The sequence below is a fragment of the Enterobacteriaceae endosymbiont of Donacia crassipes genome, from assembly GCF_012569785.1.
In the GTDB taxonomy this organism is placed as follows: Bacteria; Pseudomonadota; Gammaproteobacteria; order Enterobacterales; family Enterobacteriaceae.
In genome coordinates this window covers 302,877-323,052 of sequence record NZ_CP046202.1, presented here as the reverse complement: position 1 = coordinate 323,052, position 20,176 = coordinate 302,877, and the positions used below count along the sequence as shown (strand labels likewise).

Below are 20,176 nucleotides of genomic sequence, written 5' to 3'. Positions count from 1 at the left end.
ACTTACTTTAAAGTATAACAAGTTACTTGTAATAATATAATTGAGGTAAGAAATTTGTGAAAGATTTATTTAATTTTTTAAAATCAAAAAATAAGATGGAAGTATTTGATTCAATAAAACTTTCTCTAGCTTCTTCTGATATGATAAAATCTTGGTCTTTTGGAGAAGTAAAAAAACCTGAAACAATTAATTATCGTACTTTTAAACCAGAAAGAGATGGATTATTTTGTGCTCGTATTTTTGGTCCTATTAAAGATTATGAATGTTTATGTGGTAAATATAAACGTTTAAAACATAGGGGGGTTGTTTGTGAAAAATGTGGAGTTGAAGTTACACAAACAAAAGTAAGAAGAGACAGGATGGGCCATATAGAATTAGCTTCTCCAATTGCACATATATGGTTTTTAAAATCATTACCTTCTAGAATAGGTTTATTACTCAATATGCCATTAAAAGATATAGAAAAAGTTTTATATTTTGAATCATATGTTGTTATAGAAGAAGGTATGTCATCTTTAGAAAGGAAACAAATTTTATCTGAAGAACAATATGTAAATTTATTAGAAGAATTTGGAAATGAATTTGAAGCAAAAATGGGAGCAGAAGCAATACAATATTTATTAAAAAATATTAATTTAAAAAAAGAATGTAAATTATTACGTAATGAATTATTGAATACTAATTCAGAAACTAAAAGAAAAAAAATAGCTAAAAGAATAAAATTATTAGAATCTTTTATATATTCAGGTAATAAACCAGAATGGATGATTATGAACATATTACCTGTATTACCTCCTGATTTAAGACCTTTAGTTCCATTAGATGGAGGTAGATTTGCAACATCAGATTTAAATGATTTATATAGAAGAGTTATAAATCGTAATAATAGATTAAAACGTTTATTAGAATTATCTGCTCCTGATATTATAATAAAAAATGAAAAAAGAATGTTACAAGAAGCAGTTGATGCATTATTAGATAATGGTAGAAGAGGTAAATCAATTATAGGATCTAATAAACGTCCATTAAAATCATTAGCAGATATGATCAAAGGAAAACAAGGAAGATTTAGACAAAATTTATTAGGTAAAAGAGTTGATTATTCAGGAAGATCTGTTATAACAGTTGGTCCTTATTTACATTTACACCAATGTGGTCTACCTAAAAAAATGGCACTAGAATTGTTTAAACCATTTATATATAGCAAATTAGAAATTAATGGATTTGCAACTACTATTAAATCTGCAAAAAAAATGGTAGAAAAAGAAGAACCAATAGTATGGGATATTTTAGATGAAGTAATTAAAGGGCATCCTGTTTTACTAAATAGAGCTCCTACTTTACATCGATTAGGTATACAAGCATTTGAACCACTTTTAATTGAAGGTAAGGCAATACAATTGCATCCTTTAGTATGTGCTGCCTATAATGCTGATTTTGATGGAGATCAAATGGCAGTACATGTTCCTTTAACATTGGAAGCACAATTAGAAGCAAGAATACTAATGATGTCTACTAATAATATTCTTTCCCCTGCAAATGGGGAACCAATTATCGTTCCTTCTCAGGATGTAGTATTAGGAATATATTATATGACTAAAGATAAAGTTAATGTAAATGGAGAAGGAATGATATTAACAGGTCCTAAAGAAGCTGAACGTGTTTATAATATTGGACAGGCAGATTTACATGCTTGTGTAAAAGTACGAATTAAAGAATATAATAAAGATTTAGTAACAAATAAATGGATTAAAAATAATATTATTGTAAATACTACTATTGGAAGAGCAATTTTTTGGAATCAAGTTCCTAAAGGCATACCATATTATATGGTAAATAAAACTTTAGGAAAAAAAGATATTTCTCAAATTTTAAATACATGTTATAGAATTTTAGGATTAAAATCTACAGTTATTTTTGCAGATCAAATTATGTATACTGGTTTTCATTATGCAGCTAAATCAGGTGCTTCTGTAGGTATCGATGATATCATTATACCTCATAATAAAGTTGAAATAATTAATGAAGCAGAATCTGAAGTTAATGAAATACAAGAACAATTTCAATCTGGTCTTGTTACTGCTGGTGAAAGATATAATAAAATTATCGATATTTGGGCTGCTGCTAATGAAAAAGTATCAAAATCCATGATGAAAAATTTATCTATTGAAAAAATAACTAATAAAAATGGTTCAACAATTAAACAAAGTTCTTTTAATAATATTTTTATGATGGCAGATTCTGGAGCTCGAGGTTCTGCTGCACAAATTAGACAATTAGCTGGCATGAGAGGTTTAATGGCAAAACCTGATGGTTCAATAATTGAAACTCCAATTATTGCTAATTTTAGAGAAGGGTTAAATGTTTTACAATATTTTATTTCTACTCATGGAGCTAGAAAAGGATTAGCTGACACTGCTTTAAAAACAGCAAATTCTGGATATTTAACTAGAAGATTAGTAGATGTAGCACAAGATTTAGTTATAACAGAAGATGATTGTTTAACTTTAAAAGGGATAAAAATTTCATCTATTATTACTGGGAAAGATATAAAAGAATCATTAAAAGAAAGAATTTTAGGTCGAGTAACAGCAGAAAATATTTATAAAAAAGATGGTAAAACAATTCTTATTTTTAGAAATACATTATTAAATGAAAAATATTGTGATATTCTAGAACATCATGCTATTGATAATATCAAAGTAAGATCTGTAGTTAGTTGTGAAACTATTTTTGGTGTATGTTCATATTGTTATGGACGTGATTTAGCTAGAGGACATATTATAAATAAAGGAGAAGCGATAGGAGTTATTGCTGCTCAATCAATAGGTGAACCAGGTACACAATTAACAATGCGCACATTCCATATTGGAGGTGCAGCATCACGATCAGCAGCAGAATCTAACATTCAAATCAAAAACAATGGAATTATAAAATTAGTAAATGTAAAATCAGTAATTAATTTTATTAAAAAATTAGTAGTTATTTCTAGAAATGCTGAATTAAAAATTATTAATAATTTAAATAAAATTATAGAAAGTTATAAAATACCATATGGAGCTATTATAACAAAAAAAAATGGATCTGATGTAAAATCAGGAGAAATAGTTTCATATTGGGATCCTCATACTATGCCAATTATTACAGAGGTAAGTGGTAAAGTAAAATTTATTGATATGTTAGAAGGACAAACAATTATAAAACAAACTGATGATTTAACTGGATTAACGTCTATTGTTGTATTAGATACTTCTGAAAGACCTTTTATAGGTAAAGATTTTAGACCTATGATTAAAATTATCAATAATAATAATGAAGATATAATAATATCTAGAAATGATATGCCAGCACATTATTTTTTACCTAATAAATCTATTATACATTTAGAAGATGGTAGTTACGTTAATGCTGGTGATATTTTAGCAAAAGTACCGCAAGATTCAGGTGGAACTAAAGATATTACAGGAGGACTTCCTAGAGTAGCAGATTTATTTGAAGCAAGAAAACCTAAAGATGCAGCTATTTTAGCTGAAATTAATGGTATTATTTCATTTGGAAAAGAGACAAAAGGGAAAAGAAGAATAATTATTACTCCTATTAATTCAAATATTAAACCACATGAAGAAATGATACCCAAATGGAGACAACTTAATGTTTTTGAAGGTGAATTAATAAATAAAGGAGATATTATTTCTGATGGTCCCGAATCTCCATACGATATTTTAAGATTAAAAGGTGTTAATGCTGTAACTAATTATATAATTAATGAAGTTCAAGATGTTTATAGATTACAAGGAGTCAAAATTAATGATAAACATATAGAAGTAATCATAAGACAAATGTTGCGTAAAGCAACAATAACTAAAATGGGAGATTCTGACTTTTTAGAAGGTGAACAATTAGAAATTTCTACAATTAGAAATATAAATAAAAAATTAAAAAAACAAGGAAAAAAAATAGTAGAATATAATCGAGATTTGTTAGGTATTACAAAAGCATCATTAGCAACTTCTTCTTTTATTTCAGCTGCTTCTTTTCAAGAAACAACTAGAGTTTTAACTGAATCTTCAGTTGCTGGAAAAAGTGATGAATTAAAAGGATTAAAAGAAAATGTAATTGTAGGAAGATTAATTCCTGCAGGTACTGGTTATACTTATCACATAAATCGTATTAATAAAAAGAAAATTAATAATAAATTAAATAACATTTCTTCTGCCGATTCTGCAGCTGCTAATTTAACTGAATTATTAAATGCTGATTCAAGTTAAAATAATTATAATATTATAAATAATATACATTATATATAATTTATTTATAATAAATTTTTATAATTTATACTAAATTAGTACTTTTGTTTTAATAAAAATATGCATATTATTAATAATTAATATCTTAATATTATACTAACTAAAGTTAGTAAATATTATTGATTTTTAAATATAAAAATTATTTAATAAATAATTTTATGATATATAAAAAAAATAAAAAATCTAAATTATGGTTAAAAAATAATTTTAAAGATTTTTATATAAAAAAAGTTAAAAATAATATTAATAAATTTAGATCAAGATCATGGTTTAAATTAGAACAAATAGAAAAAATAGATAAAATTTTTAAAAAAAATATGATATTAATTGATTTAGGTTCCTCACCTGGAGGTTGGTCAAGTTTTGCTTCATCACAAATTGGTAATAAAGGAAAAATTATTGCATTTGATATATTACCCATGCATTCTATTAAAAATGTTGATTTTTATCAAGGTAATATATATGATTCTATTTTTTTAAATAAAATTTTTAAAAAACTTAATAAAAAAAAAGTAGATATGATTATGTCTGATTTATCTCCTAATATTACTGGTATAAAAGAAATAGACATACCACATATTTTTCATTTAAATGAATCAGTATTAAATTTATGTTATTCTTATTTAAAAAATAATGGAATTCTTTTAGTAAAATTTTTTCAATGTAAGGAATTTAATAAATATTATAATAAAATTAATTCTATATTTAAAACAGTAAAAATTAGAAAACCTAATGCTTCAAGATCTCAATCTAGTGAAATTTATATTGTTGCAAAAGGATATAAAAATTAATATAAAATATATTATACATTTATAAGAGGTTACTCTTTGAAAGATATGGCAAAAAATTTAATTCTCTGGTTAGCAATTTCAGTTATATTCATATCAACTGTCCAGAGTATTAATTTAAATTCATTTAATAAAAAAGAAAAAATTTCATATACAACTTTTTTATCTGAAGTTAGAGAAAATAAAATACTTAAAATTAGTATTAACGGCAGGCAAATGCATGTCTTTAGAAAAGATAGAAGTAATTATATTACATATATACCAACATATGATCCATTTTTATTAAAGATTTTATTTTCAAAAAATGTTAAAATATTAGGAGAACCTTTACAAAAACCTAGTATATTATTATCTATTTTTATTTCATGGTTTCCAATGTTATTATTAATTGGAATTTGGATATTTTTTATACGTCAATTACAAAATAGTAGTAAAGGTGCTTTATCTTTTGGTAAAAGTAAAGCTCAAATGTTAACTCCAGATCAAATAAAAACTACATTTAATGATTTAGCTGGATGTGATGAAGCTAAAGATGAAGTTAAAGAAATAATTGATTATTTAAAAGAACCTATTAAATTTCAAAAATTAGGAGGTAGAATTCCTAAAGGAATTTTAATGATAGGTCCTCCTGGAACTGGAAAAACTTTATTAGCTAAAGCTATTGCTGGAGAATCACAAGTACCATTTTTTACTATTTCAGGTTCTGATTTTGTAGAAATGTTTGTAGGTGTAGGTGCTTCCAGAGTAAGAGACATGTTTAATCAAGCTAAAAAATCCTCTCCATGTATTATTTTTATTGATGAGATAGATGCAGTAGGAAGACAAAGAGGTGCAGGATTAGGAGGTGGACATGATGAAAGAGAACAAACATTAAATCAAATGTTAGTAGAAATGGATGGATTTAATAATAATGAAAATGTTATTGTAATTGCAGCTACTAATCGTCCAGATGTATTAGATCCTGCTCTTTTAAGACCAGGACGTTTTGATCGTCAAGTAATAGTAGGTTTACCTGATATTAGAGGGAGAGAACAAATATTAAAAATACATATAAAAAATGTTCCTATATCTAAAGAAGTAAATCTTAAAATTTTAGCAAGAGGAACACCAGGTTTTTCAGGAGCTGATTTAGCAAATTTAGTAAATGAAGCAGCATTATTAGCAGCCCGCCAAAATAATAATTTTGTTTCTATGTTAGAATTAGAAAAAGCTAAAGATAAAATTATGATGGGTACAGAAAGACGTTCTTTAGTAATGACAGAAAAACAAAAAGAAATAATTGCTTATCATGAAGCGGGACATGCGATTATAGGTAGGTTAGTTCCAGATCATGATCCTGTACATAAAGTAACTATTATTCCTCGAGGAAGAGCATTAGGCATAACATTTTTTTTACCTGAAATTGATATAATACATATTAGTCGCCAACAATTAGAAAGTAAAATTTCTACATTATATGGAGGAAGAATTGCTGAAGAAATTATTTATGGTGAAAAATATGTTTCAACAGGTTCAGCTAATGATATTAAAATTGCAACTAATATTGCAAAAAATATGGTAACACAATGGGGATTTTCTAAAAAATTAGGTCCTTTATTATATCTAGAAGAAGAAAGTGAAATTTTTTTAGGTAGATCAGTTACTAAAGCAAAACACATGTCTGATGAAACAGCTAAAATTATTGATCAAGAAGTAAAATATTTAATACAAGAAAATTATGATAGAGCTTTAAAAATTTTACAAAATAATATTGATATTTTACATGCAATGAAAGACACGCTGATAAAATATGAAACTATAGGATCAATACAAGTCGATGACTTAATGGCTAGAAAAGAAGTGAGACCTCCTGAATGGGATAAAAAAAAATAAAATATTTTTTAAAAATAAATAGTTTATGATATTTTATAAAATATAAATAGAAATAAAATATGAAATATCATAAATATTTTAATGTATTAAAAAAAACTTATCTAATTTTTTATTATTTTAAACTAAAGTTTAATATTGTTTTAGAAAATTTTTTTGTTAAAAACACAATAATAAAATAACATTATACATTTAATACCTTAGATTAAAAAATCTAGTATTATTAGATTAAATTTTGATTTAATCAAAAATTACATTTATTTAATACTTTACTTTGATAAGTATATAAATTTTTAAAATATTTAAAAATAATTTAAATATTATAATATTAAATGTTTATGAATATAAAATCTAAAAATTTTTATAAAGATAATACATAACTAAAAATATTATAGAAAATAAAAAAAAAATTGAATTTTGATTTTTTTACTTAAATATTACAAAATAATTTTTTATATTTTCCTAATTTAACTAAAAATCATATTAAATATAAAATATTTTAAATTTATTTTAAAATAAATAAAAATATAATTCTACTAATTGAATAATTTTTAAAAAAATTTTAATTAAAAAATTCCAAATTATATATTTTAAAATAAAAATAAATTAATAATATTAAATCATTTAGATAATAAATTATAAGATATAATCTATATTATAGTAAAATATCATTTATATAATTATAAAAAAATAAAATAATAAGAATTAAAATTTATATCATAATATTAATTTTTTTAATCAAAAATTATAAATTATTAATTTTTTAAAAATTAAAATTTAATCTCCATTAAAATAATAAAAATTTTTAAAAAAAAATTAAATTTAAACTAATTATTTTAATTATATATGAAATATTAAAAATTAATGTATTCAATATATAAAAAAATATTATAAAACTAAGATTATAAATTAAAATTTATATTGTAATTACTATAAATTAATATATAATTACATTTAGATAATATTTGATTAAAATATTTTTTTGGTTTTTTATGTATAAATTATTATTAATTTTATTTATTTTTGTATCAACTATGTTAATTAGCATTATCTTATTTCAAGATAATGATGAAATAGATATCAGTGCATCATCAAATGATATAAAATCTCCTTTTAATACAAATATGTCTAATAAAATATTAACAAGAAGTATTATTTTACTTGCATCTTTATTTTTTATTATTAGTTTAATAATAAACAATTTTAATGTAAAAAAATATGGAAAAAATAATATTACATCTTATAATATAAATAAGATATAAATAATATTTTACCGAGGTGGTGAAATTGGTAAACACGCTACTTTGAGGTGGTAGTGCCTTATTTTAGGCTTACGGGTTCAACTCCCGTCTTCGGTATTATTAAAATTAATATTGCATTATTTGTATTTTTATAATATGATATATTATCTTTTAAGACGCGGGATGGAGCAGTTTGGTAGCTCGTCGGGCTCATAACCCGAAGGTCGTTGGTTCAAATCCAACTCCCGCAACCAATATCAACGTTATATTAATTCCTTTATTAAATTTGTTTCATGTTTACTTTTTATATACAATAAAATAAATAATTTTTTTAAAAAAATTATATAAAATAATAAAGATACTTTTAGTAAAGTTATGTTATTTACATTATTTTAATATAATCTAGTTTTCTAATTTTAAGAATTTAATATTTAAGGATAACTAGGATGAATAAAGAAATATTAGCTGTTATTGAAGCTGTTGCTAATGAAAAATCTTTACCTCGTGAAAAAATATTTGAAGTAATGGAAAGTGCTTTAGCTAGTGCAACAAAAAAAAAATATGGACAAGATATAGAAATATTTGTTAATATTAATCGTAAAAATGGTAATTTTAGTACATTTAGAAAATGGTTAATAGTTAAAAAAGTAAACTATCCTACTAAAGAAATTACACTAGATGCAGCACGTATTGAGGATAATACTCTTAATTTAGGTGATTATATATATGATAAAATTAAGTCTATTAATTTTAACCGTATAACAACACAAACTGCTAAACAAGTTATTGTACATAAAGTAAGAGAAGCTAAAAAAGCTGTTACTATTGCTCAATTTAAAAAAAAAGAGGGAAAAATCTTAAATGGTATTGTAAAAAAAGTAAATAGAGGACATCTAAACTTAGATTTAGGGCATGGAGCTGATGCTATAATTTTGCGTTCTGATATGTTACCAAGAGAAAATTTTAGACTAGGTGATAGAATAAGAGGATTACTTTTTTATATTAAAGAAAATGTAAAAGAAACACAATTATTTATAAGTAGATCTAAAATACAAATGCTAATTGAATTATTTAATATTGAAGTTCCTGAAATAAGAGAAGGTTTAATTGAAATTAAAGCTGTAGCTAGAGACCCTGGTTCTAGATCTAAAATAGCTGTTAAAACAAATGACAAAAGAATAGATCCTGTAGGAGCTTGTGTTGGTATGAGAGGTGCTAGAGTTCAAGCTGTTTCTAATGAATTAAATGGAGAACGTATCGATATCATATTATGGGATTCTGATCCAAAAAAATTTGTTATTAATGCTATGTCACCTGCAGATATATCATCTATTATTTTAGATAAAAAAAAACATATGATAAATATTGCTGTAGAAAAAAATAATTTAGCTAAGGCTATAGGAAAAAATGGACAAAACATTCGTTTAGCATCTCAATTAAGTGGATGGGAATTAAATGTTATGACAAAAAATGATTTATATCATAAATATAAAAAAGAACAAAATAATCTTATAAAAATGTTTGTAACACATTTAAATATTAAATATGAACTATCAAAAATAATAGTTGAAAAAGGTAAAATATCTTCTATTAAAGAATTAATATTAATTCCCATAGATATGTTATCTGATATAACTAATAAATTTAATTTAAAAATTAATGATCTTAAAAAAATACAAGAATTAGCAAAAAAAATATATACTAATTTAAATTTAAAAAAAAAAGTATAAATAATGAATTTAAGAAAATTTATTAAAATTAAAAAAATAAACGATAAATTATTTAATTATCTAATAAATAAAAATATTTTAACTATTAAAAACTTAGCTAAATAAAGTATTAAAGATATATTCTAATAAAATAATTTATTTCAAATAAAAATAGAAAAAATAATTATGTTTACAAAAAATATTTGTTGGTTTAAAAAAAATAGTACGTAATTAATTTTAAAATAGAGGAGTAAGCAGCATGATAGATGCTGTTATAACTATAAAATCATTAGCTAATGAAATTAAAATTTCAGTTAAAAAAATAATTCAATATTTTTCTAATACAGGTATTTCTAAATTAGAAAATGATATAATTAATAAAGAAGAAAAAAAAAAACTTTTAACATATTTAAAAAATAAAAATTCTAATAAATTAGAATTTTTAAATATACAAAAAAATAATAATAATGTTACAAATTTAAAAAAAATTAAACAAAAAAAAATATTAATTAATAATAATAATAAAAATAAATTATTATTTTTAGATAAAAAAAATTACACTAAAGAACCATATAAAACTAAAACATTTAATGTTTTAAAAACAAAAAAAAAAAAATTTTTAATATCTTCTCATAAACATAATTATAAAAAAATAAATATTATTAAAAATAATATAGATTATAAAAAAAAAAAAAGTATAAAGTTAAATAAAAAAAAAATTTTTTATAATAAAAATTTAAATCATAAAAATACAGATAAAAATTTTTTTAAAAAAAATATATATAATAAAAAAAAATATAATAAAAATTATAAAAATTCTAAAGAAAATAATAAAAAAATTATCTTTAATAAATATAAAAAAAAAAAATTTAAATTATATCAAAATTTTAATAAACCAATTAAAAATATTAATCGTAATATTATTATTAATGAAACAATTAGTATAATTGAATTATCTAATAAAATGGCAGTTAAAAGTTCAGAATTGATAAAAGTTATGATAAATATGGGTGAAAAATATTCTGACATAAATCAATTATTAGATCAAGAAACAGCTCAGTTAATTGCAGAAGAAATGGGTCATAAAGTTATATTACATCATGAAAATGATATAGAACAATCACTAATCAATAATACTGATTTAAATAGTACACCTATTATTAGATCACCTATTGTAACAATTATAGGACATGTTGATCATGGAAAAACTTCATTATTAGATTATATTTGTTCAAGTAATGTTGCTGCTAAAGAAGCAGGTGGAATTACACAAAATATAGATGCATATGAAATAGTTTTTAATAATAAAAAAATAGTATTTTTTGATACTCCTGGCCATGAATCTTTTATCTCTATGAGATTAAGAGGAGTGCAAATTACAGATATCATATTATTAGTAATTGCTATTGATGATGGTGTTATGCCACAAACTATAGAAGCTATACAACATGCTAAAGCAATGAAAGTACCTATTATAGTTGCAATTAATAAAATTGATAAAAAGATTTCAAACTTTGAAAAAATAAAAAATGAATTAAGTCGATATAATATTATTTCTGAGGAATGGGGAGGAAGAAATATATTTGTTAAAATTTCTGCTAAAACAGGAGAAGGTATAAATAAATTATTAAAAATTATTTTATTACAAACAGAAATGTTAGAATTAAAAGCTATTAATAAAGGCATAGCGAGAGGAATAGTAATTGAATCCTTTTTAGAAAAAGGAAAAGGACCAATAGCTAATGTCTTAATAAAAGAAGGAATGTTAAAAAAAGGTGATATAGTATTATGTGGTTGTACTTATGGTAAAATAAAATGTTTAATAAATTATAAAGGATCAAAAAAATTATATGCTGGACCTTCGACTCCTATTAAAATTTTAGGTTTATCCGAATTACCATATGCTGGAGATAATTTTATAGTTGTAAATAATGAAAAACAAGCTAAAGAAATAGCACTATATAGAAAAAATAAATTACGTGAAGTAAAATTAGCCCATAAACAAAAACAATTTCAAAAATTATTTTTAAATTTAAATAAAAAAAATATTTACGAAATAATTTTACTAATTAAAAGTGATACTCAAGGATCTTTAGAAGCTATTAAAAATACATTATTAAATTTATCTAATGATAAAATTAATATAAAAGTTATTCATTGTGGTATTGGAGAAATAAATGAAACAGATATTTCATTAGTAATAACTAATTCTTCTAAACATATTATTATTATTGGATTCAATATAAAACAAAATAATATTATAAGAAATTTAACAAAAATAAAATATATTAAAGTTATGTTTTTTACAATAATTTATGATTTAATTAATTATATGAAAAAATATATACAAAATCTTTTAATGCCTAAATATAAAGAATTAATTTTAGGAAACGCAGAAGTTAGAAGTATTTTTACTATTCCTAAAATCGGTGTTATAGCCGGATGTATAGTAACATATGGATTAATTAAACGTAATAATCTAATAAAATTATTTAGAAATAATCAAATGATTCATGAAGGTATTATAGATTCTTTAAGAAGATTTAAAGAAAGTGTACATGAAGTACGTAATGGCATGGAATGTGGTATTAGTATTAAAAATTTTAATAATATATATATAGGAGATAAAATAGAAATTTTTGAAAAAACTGAAACCATAAAAAAATAATTTTTTAATTTTTAATTAAATTTATATAGGAGTTGTTTATTGTATCGCAATTTAAGAATTGCATATGAATTAAAAAAACAAATAGCAAAAATATTACAAAATGATCTCAATGATATAAGAATAAATAAATTTACTACTATTACTGATATAATATTATCTCGAGATTTTTCATATGCAAAAATTTTTGTAATTTTATCATATAAAGAAGAATTTCAAAATAAAAAAAAATCATTATTTATTTTAAATAAAATAACAGAATATATTAGATATATACTTCAAAAAAAAATAAAATTACGTAAAATACCTAAATTAAAATTTGTTTTAGATCATTCTTTAAAAGAAGGTAATTATATTAATAATATATTAAATAATATAAAATAAAAAATAAACTATAATAATTAATTAGTAATTATAATTTTTTGACAAAAAATGTTAAAAATAATAAAAAAACAAAATATAAATGGTTTATTATTACTTGATAAATCTATTGGTGTTACATCAAATAAAATTCTTCAATATGTTAAAATTATTTTTAATGCTAAAAAAGCTGGATATATTGGAACTTTAGATCCTTTAGCTAGTGGATTACTACCTATTTGTTTTGGAGAATATACTAAATTTAGTCAATATTTAGTAAATAAAAATAAAACATATTTAGTTACAGCTCTTTTAGGAGAAAAAACAAATACTGCAGATAAATATGGTTCTATTATAAAAAAAAAAAATGTTAATTTAACTATAGAAGAAATTTTAAAAAAAATCAATTTATTTAAAGGAGAAAGTAAACAAAAACCTCCTATGTATTCTGCAATTAAATATAAAGGTATTCCTTTATATAAATATGCTAGAGCAGGAATTAATATTACTAATTTAAAAAAAAAAACTATTAAAATATATCAAATTAAATTACTAAATTTTTATCAAAATAAAATAAAGTTACAAATTAATTGTTCAAAAGGAACATATATTCGTAGTATTATTGATGATTTAGGAGATCAACTAAATTGTGGAGCTCATGTAATTAAATTACGAAGAATAGCAATATCACATATTTCAATTTTACATAAAAATGTTATAACATTAGAACAATTAAAAATATTAATTATGAATTATAAAAATCATAAATTAAGTATTCTTTTAATAAAGAAATTATTATTACCTATTAATTATATTATATGTCATATACCTAAATTATATTTATCAAATTTATTAATAAAAAAAATAATAAATGGTAAAAAAATTAAATTAACATCTATAATAGATAAAACAAAATTTCAGATTTTTGAAAAAAAAATTCTTAATTTTATAGGCATATGTCAAATTAATAATAAAGGTTATATTATAAAATGTAAATTAATGAATTCTATAAAAAAATTTTATTAATTTATATATAAAATATAAATGGAGTTAATTATGTATTTAAATATAGAAAAAAAAATAAAAATCATACAAAAATATCAAATTAATATTAAGGATAAAGGATCTACACAAGTACAAATAGCTTTATTAACATCTAAAATTAATTATTTACAAAAACATTTTATTGTACACAAAAAAGATTACCATAGTCGTAGAGGCCTTCTACGTATGATATCACAACGTAGAAAATTATTAAATTATTTTAAAAGAAAAAAATTTAAAAGTTATAACATATTAATTGAAAATTTAGGGTTAAGAAAATAAATAAATTTTAATTATATCTATATACTTTATAAATTTATAATTAATTGATATTTTTAATATAAAAATTTATTGAAAGGATATTTATTTTGTTAAACCCGATTATTCATAGATTTCGTTATGGTAATAATACTGTAACTATAGAAACAGGAATGATAGCTAGACAAGCAACATCTGCTGTAATGGTAAGTATTGATGATACAGCTGTTTTCGTTACTTTAGTTGTAGATAATAAAATTAAACAAGAACAAAATTTTTTCCCTTTATCAGTGCATTATCAAGAAAAATCATATGCTGCTGGCCGTATTCCTGGAAATTTTTTTCGTAGAGAAGGCCGTCCTAGTGAAAATGAAATTTTAATTTCTCGTTTAATTGATCGTCCTATAAGACCTTTATTTAAAAAAGGGTTTTTAAATGAAATTCAAATTATAGCAACTGTTATGTCTGTAAATCCAGAAATTAATCCAGATATTGTTGCTATTATTGGTGCATCTGCTGTTTTAAATTTATCTGGTATTCCATTTAATGGAACATTTGGTACTGCACGTATAGGTTTTATTAAAAATAAATATATATTAAATCCTAATGTTAAAGAAATGAAAAATAGTTCATTAGATTTAATTATATCTAGTACTAAAAAAGCTATTTTAATGGTAGAAGCTAAATCTTATCTTTTAACTGAAGAACAAATATTAGATGCAATTATATTTGGTTATAATCAACAACAGATATTAATTGATAATATTGTTAAATTATCTTCTGAAGTAAAAAAAAAATCTTATGAATGGATTTTATCTCCTATAAATGAAAAGCTTAAACAAAAAATCATTTTTTTATCTAAAAAAAAATTAGTAAAAGCATATAATATTCAAGAAAAACAAAATAGAATTAACAAAATTGATTCTATAAAAATAGAAGTTTTTGAATTAATTAAAGAAGAAAAGAAATATGAAAATATTTCAATGCAATATTTAAATGAAATTTTTTATGAATTAGAAAAAAAAATAGTTCGTAAAAATATTATAAAAAATAATCTTAGAATTGATGGGCGTGAACATGATATGATACGCAGTTTAGATGTACGTATAGGTATTTTACCTAGGACACATGGTTCAGCTCTTTTTACAAGAGGAGAAACACAAGCATTAGTTACAGCTACATTAGGAACAACTCGAGATGCTCAATCATTAGATGATTTAATAAATAATAGAACAGATAATTTCTTATTTCATTATAATTTTCCTTCTTATTCTGTTGGTGAAATTGGAATATTAGGATCTCCTAAAAGACGTGAAATAGGTCATGGTAATTTAGCTAAAAAATCTTTAATACCAGTTATGCCTGATGTTAGCCAATTTCCTTATACTATTCGTATAGTATCTGAAATTACAGAATCTAATGGTTCATCTTCTATGGCTTCTGTTTGTGGAGCTTCTTTAGCTATGATGGATGCAGGTATTCCTATAAAAAATGCTGTAGCTGGTATAGCTATGGGATTAATTAAAGAAAATAATAATTTTATAATACTATCAGATATTTTAGGTGATGAGGATTATTTAGGTGATATGGATTTTAAAGTTGCAGGTACTAATAATGGAATTACAGCATTGCAAATGGATATGAAAATAGAAGGAATAACTTATAAAATTATAAAATTAGCTCTATTTCAAGCAAAATTAGCTAGATTACATATTTTAGAAGTAATGAAACAAGCTATTGCTAATCCAAGAAAAAATATTTCAGAATTTGCACCAAGAATTCACACATTAAAAATTAATCCGGAAAAAATTAAAGACATGATAGGAAAAGGTGGTTCTGTTATTAGAGCACTAACAGAAGAAACTGATACAATTATTGAAATAGAAGATAGTGGAATTGTTAAAATTGCAGCTAAAAATAATGAAAAAATAAAATTTGCAATTCGTAGAATAGAAGAAATTACAGCTGATATTATTGTTGGACAAATTTATAATGGTAAAGTAATACGTATTGTTGATTTTGGTGCTTTTATATCTATAGGTAATGGAAAAGAAGGATTAGTTCATATTTCTCAAATTACTAATAAACATGTTAGTAAAGTAAGTGATTACTTACAAGTTTTACAAAATGTATTTGTTAAGGTTATGGAAATTGATAAACATGGAAGAATAAGATTAAGTATAAAAGCTGCTATAAATAAAATTTAGTATATAAAAATATTTTTAAAAATTATATAAATTATTTTAATAAATTTGTTATTTTAAAAACAAGTTTTATAAATATAATAGTTTATAAAACTCAATTATTAAATTATAATTTACATTGAGTAATTTAAATATTTGTAATTATGTTTAATTACTATTAAAAACATAATTACAATTTAAATATTAATTTTCTAATCTATTAATTACTAATTTTAAAATTTTAAAATATATTTATAAGGAATGTATATTATATGACGAATATTACTTTTTCTAATTTTGGTTTAAATAAGTTTCTTTTAAAAGCTTTACATGATATAGGATATTTAAATCCTTCTCCTATACAAAAAAAATGTATTCCACATTTATTATTAAAAAAAGATGTTTTAGGAATAGCTCAAACTGGTAGTGGTAAAACTGCAGCTTTTATATTACCTTTATTAAATAATATAAATTTATCTGTAAAAAAAACACAAATATTAATCTTAACACCAACAAGAGAATTAGCAATACAAGTATCTGAAACAGTTTCTTTATTTTCAAAATATATAAAAGGTATTAATATTTTAGCATTATATGGGGGACAATCATATCAAATACAATTAAAAAATTTACGTTTAGGAACACAAATTATTATAGCTACTCCAGGTCGTCTATTAGATCATATTAAAAGAAAAACTGTTAATTTATCTCAATTAACTAGTTTAGTAATAGATGAAGCAGATGAAATGTTAAGAATGGGTTTCATTGAAGATGTTGAAAAAATATTAATAACAATACCAAAACACCATCAAACTTCATTATTTTCAGCAACAATGCCACAAAAAATCAAAAATATTACTAAAAATTTTATGATTCATCCATATGAAATTATTATAAAAACAAATATTAAAACTATACCAGATATAAAACAAACTTATTGGTTTATATATGGTAATAAAATAGAAGCTTTAATGAAATTTTTAGAAACTGAAAATTACGATGCAGTTTTAATTTTTGTTAAAACTAAAACTTCAACAATTGAAATTGCTGATATATTAAAACAATATGATTATAATAGTGCAGCATTAAATGGAGATATGAATCAACGTAATAGAGAACAAACATTAGAAAGATTTAGAAATGGTAATTTAGATATATTAATTGCTACTGATATCGCCGCAAGAGGATTAGATGTAGATAGAATTAATTTAGTTATAAACTATGATATACCAATGGATATTGAGTCTTATATTCATCGTATTGGGAGAACTGGACGTGCAGGAAGACAAGGTAAATCTTTAACATTTATTGAATATAGAGAAAAAAGATTTCTTAAAAATATTCAATTTAAAATAAAATGTAATATTAATGAAGTTTTTTTACCCAATTCTAACCTTTTATGCCAAAAAAGGTTAGAAAAATTTATTTTTAAAATAAAAAAAGAAATAAATTTTATAAAAAAAAAAGATTTGATTCAATATCAAAATATTATATCAACAATAATAACTAAAAATAAAATAGATCAAGAAATTTTAATAGCAATTTTATTAAAATTATCTCAATTTAAAAAACCTTTAGTATTACCTCCAGATCCTACTAAAACAAGTATAAGAAAAATATTTTATAAAAAAAACTTTATTGTTAAAAATAAATATTTTCAAAAACATAAAAAATATTCTAATAAAATGGATGTTTACCGTATAAATATAGGCAAAAAAGATAAAATTGAAATACGTCATATAGTTGGAGCTACTATTAATGAATTTCAAATCGATAGCAAAGATATAGGAAATATAAAATTATTTTCTGATTATTCTATTATTGAACTTTCTTCTTTAAGAAGAAAAAAATTTTTACAAAATTCTAAAAATATTCGAATTATCAATAAAAATATTAATTTTGAGTTAATAAATAAATCTAAAAAATTTTATAAAAATACTAAATTTAATTTTAAAAATAAATATAAATAAAATAATAACAAATTAAAAAATTAGTATTATAAGTAAATAAAATTTATAAATAAATATATATATTATAATCGTATAATATATACATTTATTGTTTAATAGAGAATTATTTAGATATAATTATTATAAAAATTTTAATTAAAATACTTATAAAAATTAATTAATCCTTTAGATGAATAATCATTTTTACTTATTGCATAATTATTTATTTTAATTTCTTTTATTAAAGAATGAGTAATTTTTTTCCCTAATTCTACACCCCATTGATCAAAAGAAAATATATTTAAAATTACTCCTTGTATAAAAATTTTATGTTCATAATATGCAATCAACATTCCTAAATTATAGGGATTAATTTTTTTTAAAAAAATAGAATTACTAGGTCTATTACCATAACAACAATAATATATATTTTTTTTACAATTATATTCTTTTATATTACCAAATGCTAATGCTTTTGTTTGTGCAATATAATTAGCAATAAGTTGAACATGATGATTTTTATAATTATTATAATTAGGTATAGCAGAAGCTATAAAATCACATGGTATTAATTTAGTTCCTTGATGTAACATTTGAAAAAATGAATGTTGTCCATTAGTTCCTACATCACCCCATATAATGGGGCTAGTTTGATATTTTATTTTTTCTCCATTTCTATCTATAGATTTACCATTAGATTCCATATTTAATTGTTGCAAATATAATGGTAAAAAACACATATTATCATTATAAGCTATTATAGCTTCTGTTTCTGTATCCCAAAAATTACTATACCAAATATTAATTAATGCCATAATAACAGGAATATTTTTATCTATAGGAGAATAAAAAAAGTGATTATCCATTTTATATGCTCCTTGTAATAATTGATAAAAATTATCAAATCCAATAGACAAAGATATTATTAATCCAATAGAAGACCATAGAGAAAAACGTCCACCTATTTCAGACAGTAATGATAAAATATTATTTTCATTTATACCGAATTTTATTGCCGCATTAATATTATTTGTAACAGCAATAAAATGTTTAGAAAAAATATCTTTATTAAAATTTATATTAATATTTTTAATAAACCATTTTTTTATACTTAAAGCATTAGTAATTGTTTCTAATGTATTAAAAGTTTTTGATGCAATAATAAATATACTTTCTTCTGGTTTAATTTTATTAATAATATTAATTAATTGATTAGCATCAACATTAGATAAAAAAAATAAATTTAATTTGTTTTTATAATTTTTTAATGATTCTGTAATCATTAATGGACCTAAGTGAGAACCACCTATTCCTATATTTACAATATTTTTAATTTTTTTATCAGTAAAACCTTTCCATTCTCCTGATATAATTTTATTAGAAATATTTTTTATTTTTTTTAAAGTTTTATTTATATTATTATAAATTTGATGATCTCTTAAAAAGAAATCAATGCTATTATTTCTTAAAGCTGTATGTAAAACAGACTTATTTTCTGTTATATTAATTTTTTCCCCATAAAACATTTCATGAATAGCATCAATACATTTAGTTTCTTTAGCTAAATTTAATAAATAATATATAGTTTTTTTATTAATAATATTTTTTGAATAATCAAAAAGAATAATATTTTCAAAATTAATAGAAAAATTTTCAAATCTATTATTATCTATTTGAAATAGATCATAAATAGTTATTTTTTTCATTTCTTTTACATGATTTTGTAATTTTTTCCAAGAAAAAGTTTTAGTAGGATTAATATTTTTCATATAATAAAACAATAATTTTTTAGGTAAAAAATTA

At 21.5% G+C, this 20,176-nt stretch carries 10 protein-coding genes, 2 tRNA genes and 2 pseudogenes; 13 read left to right on the top strand and 1 reads right to left on the bottom strand.

Features of this window, described 5'->3' with window-relative positions; all coding sequences use genetic code 11:
• Positions 1-56 precede the first annotated feature (56 nt).
• The 13 genes and pseudogenes from rpoC (at position 57) to GJT95_RS01515 (ending at position 18,394) form a co-directional block, all read left to right on the top strand.
• The gene (rpoC, locus tag GJT95_RS01575) at positions 57-4,268 is read left to right on the top strand and encodes a DNA-directed RNA polymerase subunit beta' (protein WP_169786026.1); all 4,212 of its coding nucleotides are present in this window, start codon (positions 57-59) and stop codon (positions 4,266-4,268) included.
• Positions 4,269-4,465: 197 nt separating this feature from the next.
• Positions 4,466-5,098, top strand: a complete 633-nt coding sequence (locus GJT95_RS01570) for an RlmE family RNA methyltransferase (RefSeq protein WP_169786025.1) — start codon at positions 4,466-4,468, stop codon at positions 5,096-5,098.
• Positions 5,099-5,134: 36 nt separating this feature from the next.
• Positions 5,135-6,958: pseudogene (gene ftsH, locus GJT95_RS01565) on the top strand (ATP-dependent zinc metalloprotease FtsH); the annotation flags it as partial.
• Between the two features lie 998 nt (positions 6,959-7,956).
• Positions 7,957-8,226: a preprotein translocase subunit SecG gene (gene secG, locus GJT95_RS01560; RefSeq protein WP_169786023.1), complete on the top strand. Its 270-nt coding sequence runs from the start codon at positions 7,957-7,959 to the stop codon at positions 8,224-8,226.
• 10 nt (positions 8,227-8,236) lie between these two features.
• Positions 8,237-8,322 (top strand) — tRNA-Leu (locus GJT95_RS01555).
• Between the two features lie 60 nt (positions 8,323-8,382).
• Positions 8,383-8,459, top strand: a tRNA-Met gene (locus tag GJT95_RS01550).
• A 192-nt stretch (positions 8,460-8,651) separates the two neighbouring features.
• Positions 8,652-9,929 (top strand): annotated as a pseudogene (nusA, locus tag GJT95_RS01545) (transcription termination factor NusA); the annotation flags it as partial.
• A gap of 244 nt (positions 9,930-10,173) precedes the next feature.
• Positions 10,174-12,582: a translation initiation factor IF-2 gene (gene infB, locus GJT95_RS01540; protein WP_169786021.1), complete on the top strand. Its 2,409-nt coding sequence runs from the start codon at positions 10,174-10,176 to the stop codon at positions 12,580-12,582.
• A 39-nt stretch (positions 12,583-12,621) separates the two neighbouring features.
• Positions 12,622-12,963 carry a 30S ribosome-binding factor RbfA gene (rbfA, locus tag GJT95_RS01535; protein ID WP_169786020.1) on the top strand — a complete coding sequence of 114 codons (342 nt, stop codon included), beginning with the start codon at positions 12,622-12,624 and terminating at the stop codon, positions 12,961-12,963.
• A gap of 48 nt (positions 12,964-13,011) precedes the next feature.
• Positions 13,012-13,965, top strand: a complete 954-nt coding sequence (gene truB / locus GJT95_RS01530; protein WP_169786019.1) for a tRNA pseudouridine(55) synthase TruB — start codon at positions 13,012-13,014, stop codon at positions 13,963-13,965.
• Between the two features lie 30 nt (positions 13,966-13,995).
• Complete coding sequence (gene rpsO, locus GJT95_RS01525; protein WP_169786018.1) at positions 13,996-14,265, top strand: 30S ribosomal protein S15; 270 nt, start codon at positions 13,996-13,998, stop codon at positions 14,263-14,265.
• 86 nt (positions 14,266-14,351) lie between these two features.
• A complete protein-coding gene (pnp, locus tag GJT95_RS01520) occupies positions 14,352-16,448 on the top strand; it encodes a polyribonucleotide nucleotidyltransferase (RefSeq protein ID WP_169786017.1) in 2,097 nt (698 codons plus the stop codon).
• Positions 16,449-16,696: 248 nt separating this feature from the next.
• Positions 16,697-18,394 (top strand): DEAD/DEAH box helicase, encoded by a 1,698-nt coding sequence (locus GJT95_RS01515; protein WP_169786016.1) that lies wholly within the window; start codon positions 16,697-16,699, stop codon positions 18,392-18,394.
• Between the two features lie 131 nt (positions 18,395-18,525).
• On the opposite strand, the gene pgi is transcribed toward GJT95_RS01515, so the two are convergent.
• On the bottom strand, positions 18,526-20,142 hold the full coding sequence (gene pgi / locus GJT95_RS01510) for a glucose-6-phosphate isomerase (protein ID WP_169786015.1): 1,617 nt from the start codon (positions 20,140-20,142) through the stop codon (positions 18,526-18,528).
• Between the last annotated feature and the right edge of the window lie 34 nt (positions 20,143-20,176).